This window comes from Ottowia sp. (assembly GCF_035444425.1).
Classification (GTDB): Bacteria; Pseudomonadota; Gammaproteobacteria; order Burkholderiales; family Burkholderiaceae_C; genus Ottowia.
In genome coordinates this window covers 1-5,722 of record NZ_DAOMOQ010000074.1, presented here as the reverse complement: position 1 = coordinate 5,722, position 5,722 = coordinate 1, and the positions used below count along the sequence as shown (strand labels likewise).

Annotated in this window: 4 protein-coding genes and 1 pseudogene; all 5 read right to left on the bottom strand. The window is 70.8% G+C overall.

What is annotated here, in order from left to right:
- The coding region (locus PK606_RS15760) for a sensor histidine kinase (RefSeq protein WP_324565299.1) at window positions 1-1,739 on the bottom strand (1,739 nt) is incomplete at its 3' end.
- Window positions 1,736-2,284, bottom strand: a complete 549-nt coding sequence (locus PK606_RS15755) for a DUF4390 domain-containing protein (RefSeq protein WP_324565298.1) — start codon at window positions 2,282-2,284, stop codon at window positions 1,736-1,738. The genes PK606_RS15760 and PK606_RS15755, both read right to left, overlap by 4 nt.
- Before the next feature lie 46 nt (window positions 2,285-2,330).
- On the bottom strand, window positions 2,331-3,662 hold the full coding sequence (rsmB, locus tag PK606_RS15750; RefSeq protein ID WP_324565297.1) for a 16S rRNA (cytosine(967)-C(5))-methyltransferase RsmB: 1,332 nt from the start codon (window positions 3,660-3,662) through the stop codon (window positions 2,331-2,333).
- A 7-nt stretch (window positions 3,663-3,669) separates the two neighbouring features.
- Window positions 3,670-4,254: a LemA family protein gene (locus PK606_RS15745; protein WP_324565296.1), complete on the bottom strand. Its 585-nt coding sequence runs from the start codon at window positions 4,252-4,254 to the stop codon at window positions 3,670-3,672.
- Window positions 4,255-4,330: 76 nt separating this feature from the next.
- A pseudogene (locus PK606_RS15740) lies at window positions 4,331-5,722 on the bottom strand (DNA-directed RNA polymerase subunit beta'); the annotation flags it as partial.

The following is a 5,722-nucleotide window of genomic DNA, read 5'->3' as shown; positions in this document are numbered from 1 at the left end:
TCGACCTGCTCGACGATGGTGTGCACCGACTTGGCCAGCAGGGCGCGATCGGCACCCTGCAGCCTGTCGGCCAGCTTGTGCTCCAGGCGTTCGGCCGACAGCTGGATCGGCGTCAGCGGGTTCTTGATCTCGTGCGCCAGCCGGCGCGCCACCTCGCCCCAGGCCTGCGCGCGCTGCGCCGACACGATCTCGGAGATGTCGTCGAACACCAGCAGGCGCTGGCCGTCCGGCAGCGCGGCGCCGCGCGCCACCAGCGACACGGCATCGCTCGGCATGCCGCCGGCGGCATGGCCGTACAGCTCGAACGACTTCTGCCAGTGGTCCAGCCCATGCTCGCTGCGCTCGCCCTCGAAGGCGGCGAACTGCGCCTGCACTTCGTCGGCGAACGCCTCCAGGCCCGGCAACGCGGCCAGCGAGCGGCCACTGCTGGCTGCCATCGGCGCCCGCAGGATGCGCGTGGCGCCCGGGTTGGACGACTGGATGACGCCGGCGTGATCGAGCACGATGACGCCCGCCGTCAGGTTATCGAGGATGGTCTGCAGCCCGGCGCGCGCCGCCTCCACCGCCCGCATGCTGGAGTTGACGCTGGCGCGCGCATCGGCGAGTTGCTGCGTCATGTCGGCGAACGAGCGCGTCAGGCCAACCAGCTCGTCGCGCCCGCGCAACACCACCTTGGGCCGCAGGTCGCCCGCCGCCACCTGGCGCATGCCGTCGGCCAGCATCAGCAAGGGCGTGGCGAGCTGCTTGCCCAGCACGGCGGCCAGCAGCACGGCGCCGAACACCGACAGGAACAGCGCCAGCGTCAACGTGCCGATGTACATGCGCCTGAGGCCGTCGCGGCCGAGCGCGCGCTCCTGGTACTCGCGGTTGGCCTCCTGCACCGCCAGCGCATGCGAGACCAGCGCGGTCGGCAGCGGCTGCACCGCCTGCAGCAGGCGCGGCTCGCCGGTCAGGCCGATCGAGCGCGCCCGCACCGGCACCAGCGCGCGGATGCGGGGCGGGCTGGCGTCCTTGCCGGCCACGCCGCCCTCCTCGTCGACGCCCTCGAGTTGCGTCGCCACGCCCTGTGCCCGCAGCTGGCGCAGCATCTGCGCCGACGGACGATCGGGCGCGATCTGGAAGCGCGATTGCCCGGCGCCGGCGATCAGCCGGCCGGCGCCGGACCACAGGTTGACGTCGGTCGCGCCCAGCTGCGAGCGCAGCTGATCGAGCGGCACGGCGACCAGCGCGTCGGGCACCTCTTCCAGGCTGGCCGAGGCCAGGCGCAGCTGGTTGCCGAAGTCGCGCGCCTGGGTCTCCAGCGAGGCGCGCGCCAGCGTCAGGCCCGACTCCAGCGCGCCCTCGACCTTGACGTCGAACCAGGACTCGATCGAGCGCGAGACGAACTGGTACGACACCACGTAGATCAGCAGGCCCGGCAGCACGCCGACCAGGCCGAAGATGGCCGCCAGCTTGATCAGCAGGTGGCTGCCGAACTTGCCGCGCTTGAGCCGCAGCCACAGCCGGTAGATGCCCCAGATGATGACCAGCGCCAGCACCGCCGCCACCACCACGTTGACGACGAACAGGCGGGCGTAGTAGCGCTCGTAGAGCAGGCGGTTGTTGGTGGCCTGGACCAGCAGGAAGATCAGGATCAGGCCGATGCCGACCAGCAGGCTGATGGCCAGCAGCAGCGACCAGCGCCGCAGCCGCCGGCGCGCGGTGTCCGGTGGACCGGAGGCGTCGGCCGGCCTGCTCATCGGTCGGCTTCCTGCGTCAGTTCGATACGCCGCTCGATCGCGATGGCGCGGTCGGACTGGCCCAGCGCGCCCATCTGGAAGGTGCGCGGCAACTGGCTGACATCGAGCCGGAAACGGAACCGCAGGGTCTGCCGGCCGTCGCGCTCCAGCGCCGCGGCATCGGCGATGCGCCAGCGCGCCACGCGCTGCACCGCCGCCATCACCTCGTCCAGCGAGTCGTAATGCTGCGCCAGGCTGACGCCCAGGCCGCTGTGGGCGAGCGGTTCGGAAGACACGTTCAGGCGCCAGCGGCGCGTCAGCGGCTGGTAGGCCACGCGCAGGTAGCGCCGTGCCGACACCAGTTCCTGGTCGTACCAGTACCAGCGCTCGCGCACCACGTCGGCCTCGATGACGAAGTACACCGGAATGCCCTTCTCCAGCGCGTCCACCAGCGTGTCCGGCAGCGCGAGCTGGAACTGCGCGGTCAGGTAGACGCCGTCTTCGGTGCGCTCGATCCGCAGCTCGCTCAGTTCAGCGGCCCGGGACGGTCCCCAGGCCAGTGCCATCAGACCGGCCAGCAGCCAAGCCCACCACCAGCGGTGCCGCCCGGCGTCAATCGGTGCGCTTGTGCAGCAGCGCGTAGTAAAAGCCATCGTCACGGCCCCCATTGTCGCCAAGGCTGACCGCGCCACCGCCCGCAGCAGGCAGCAAATGGCCCGGCGAGGGCAGCAAACCGACATCGGTGTTGTTTGCAGCAAACGCCGCCACGCGCTGCTCGCCCTCCTGGCGAAACACCGAGCAGGTGCAGTACAGCAGATGGCCGCCGGGGCGCAGCAGCGGCCACAAGGCCTGCAGCAGGCGATCCTGCGCTGCCGCCAGTTGCGCGATGTCGCTGTCGCGGCGCAGCCAGCGCACATCGGGATGCCGGCTGACGATGCCCGAGGCGCTGCACGGTGCGTCGAGCAAGATGGCATCGAAGCGCTCGCCGCGCCACCAGCCTGGCACGTCGGCGGCATTGGCAACGCGGATCTCGGCCTCGAGCCCGAGCCGGGCCAGGTTGTCGGCGATGCGGCGGCTGCGCGCGGCATCGATTTCCAGCGCGGTCACGTGCGCAGCAGGGCACAGCTCCAGCAAGTGCGCGGTCTTGCCGCCCGGCGCCGCGCAGGCGTCCAGCACCCGCGGCGCCGGGTTCTCAAGCCGCGACAGCAGCAGCGGCCCCGCCAGCTGCGCGGCGGCCGACTGCACCGAGGCGCAGCCTTCGGCGAAACCGGGAATCGCCGACACCGGCACAGGCGTCGGCAGCCAGACCGCCGCGCCGCCGAGCGCACGCGCGTCGATGCCGGCGTCCTCCAGGCGCTGGCAGAACGCCGCCACCGTGCTGCGCCGCGTATTCACGCGCAGCACCAGCGGCGCCGGCTGCTGGGCCGCCGCCAGCACCGCCATCCATTGATCCGGATGGTCGCGCTGCAGGCGCTCGATCCACCAGCGGGGATGGTTCCAGCGTGCCACCGGATTGCCCTGCACCGCCTGCATCAGTGCTTCGCGGTCGCGCAGGAAGCGGCGCAGGCAGCCATTGACGAATGCGGCCTGCGCACGCAGCGTACGCTCGCGCTTGGCCGCTTCGACCGCCTGGTCGACCAAGGTGAACGGCGGGTACGGCAAGGGGCCATCCGCGGCCAGCAGGCCCAGGGCGGTGCACAGCAGCGCGTCCACCAGCGGCGGCGGCTGGCGCGGTGCCAACTGGCGCCGCAGCGCCCGCGCCAGGCCAAGCCAGCGCAGCGCGTGGAACGACAGCGCCTGCACGCCGGGGCGCAGCCCGGGTTCGACCGCTTCCAGCTGCGCGGTCAGCGAACGCCCCGCCTCCACGCCCTGCACCAGCCGCGCAACCTGCTGCAGCTGGCGCCACAGGGGCGGCGCTGGCGCGGCGACGGCGACGGGGCTCACGGCGGTGTCAATGGGCTTCGGTCAGGCGGGCGATGGTGCCGGCGGCGCGGAATCCGCTGATCCGCGCCAGCAGCGCCGCCGGGAATTGCCGGATCGCTAGGTTGTAGGCCTGCGCCGCCTCGTTGAAAGCAGTGCGCAGCGGCAGCGTCTGGTGCAGCAGGCGCATCCAGCGTTGCTGCAGGCGTTCGGCGGAGGGCACGGCATCCGCGGGTACTGCTTCGGCCAGCGCGCTGGTCCAGGCGGTGCGCAAGGCCTCGTGTGCCAGCACCAGGCCGGCCATGGCGGCGGCATCGACCGGCTGCGCGCGCGCCTGCGCCAGCGCCACGCCGAACTGCTCACCGGCCGCTTGCAGCCGTTGCCAGGCCGCCATGGCGGCATCGGCGGGCTCGTCCGCATCCTCGTGCGAATCGTCGCGCAGCGACTCGGGCAGGCAGCCCTGGATCAGCACCAGTTGCCGCAGCAACTGCTCGTCGAGCGCGGCGAAGGCCTTGGTCACGCTGGCGCGCAGACGCACCAGGCGGTTGTAGGCGCCGACGGCCCAGAACAGCAGCAGCGCCAGCAGCGACCAGAACCAGTATGAAGAAGTCAGCATCACGAACAAGAAAAAAAGCGCCCATGCCGCCGACTGGGCGGCGGCAGGGCGCTGTCCGCTGGGAAAGCGACCGCGCTTACTCGGCCGCTGCTCCCTCGTCGGCAGGGGCGGGCTCGCTGCCCTCGGCATCGGGCGCCGCCAGGCCTTCCAACTCGGCCGCCTCGGCTTCGGCGATGGCGCGGCGCTCGGCGTCGTCCATCTGGTCCTTGGCCTTGCGCGCCTGGTGGTAGGCGAGACCCGTGCCGGCCGGGATCAGGCGGCCGACGATGACGTTCTCCTTCAGCCCGCGCAGCTCGTCGCGCTTGCCCATGATGGCGGCTTCGGTCAGCACGCGCGTGGTCTCCTGGAACGAGGCCGCGGAGATGAACGAGTCGGTCGACAGCGAGGCCTTGGTGATGCCGAGCAGCAGGTTGGTGTAGGTGGCGGGGATCTTGTCCTCGGCCCGCAGCGCGTCGTTGGTGTCCAGCATCTCACTGCGCTCGACCTGCTCGCCGGCGATGTAGCCGGAGTCACCCGGGTTCTCCACCACCACGCGGCGCAGCATCTGGCGCACGATCACCTCGATGTGCTTGTCGTTGATCTTCACGCCCTGCAGGCGGTAGACGTCCTGCACCTCGTCGACGATGTAGCGCGCCAGCTCCTCCATGCCCAGCAGGCGCAGGATGTCCTGCGGATCGGCCGGCCCGTCGACGATGCTCTCGCCCTTGTTGACCACCTGGCCTTCGTGCACCAGGATGTTCTTCTCCTTCGGGATCAGCTCTTCCCACACCTTGCCGTCGGGGTCGGTGATCTGCAGGCGGATCTTGCCCTTGGTCTCCTTGCCGAAGGACACGGTGCCGGTGTGCTCGGCCAGCACGCCCTTGTCCTTGGGCGTGCGGGCCTCAAACAGCTCGGCCACGCGCGGCAGACCGCCGGTGATGTCACGCGTCTTCTGGCCTTCGACCGGAATGCGCGCCAGCACCTCGCCGGGGCCGACGTCCTGGCCGTCGCGCACCTGGATCAGGGCGCCGACCTGGAAGCCGATGGTCACCGAGTGGTCGGTGCCTGGGATCTTGACCTCGTTGCCGCTGGCGTCGATCAGCTTCACCTGCGGACGCACGATCTTGGCCGAGCCGCGGCGTTTCGGGTCGATCACCACCAGCGTCGACAGGCCGGTGACCTCGTCGACCTGCTTGGCCACCGTCAGGCCTTCCTCGACGTTCTCGAACTTCACGGTACCAGCGTACTCGGTGATGATCGGGCGCGTCAGCGGATCCCAGTTGGCCAGCACGGTGCCGGCCTTGACGGCCTGGTCGGCCTTCACCGTCAGGATGGCGCCGTAGGGCACCTTGTGGCGCTCGCGCTCGCGACCGTACTCGTCGTGGATGGTGATTTCGCCCGAACGCGAGATCACCACCAGGTCGCCCTTGCGGTTGGTGACGTAGCGCATGGTCGGGTTGAAGCCGATCACGCCGTTCGACTTGGCCTC

Coding starts and splice junctions, on each gene's coding strand:
- PK606_RS15755 (WP_324565298.1), bottom strand. CDS start 2,284: ATGGCACTGGCCTGGGGACCGTCCCGGGCCGCTGAACTGAGCGAGCTG.
- PK606_RS15745 (WP_324565296.1), bottom strand. CDS start 4,254: ATGCTGACTTCTTCATACTGGTTCTGGTCGCTGCTGGCGCTGCTGCTG.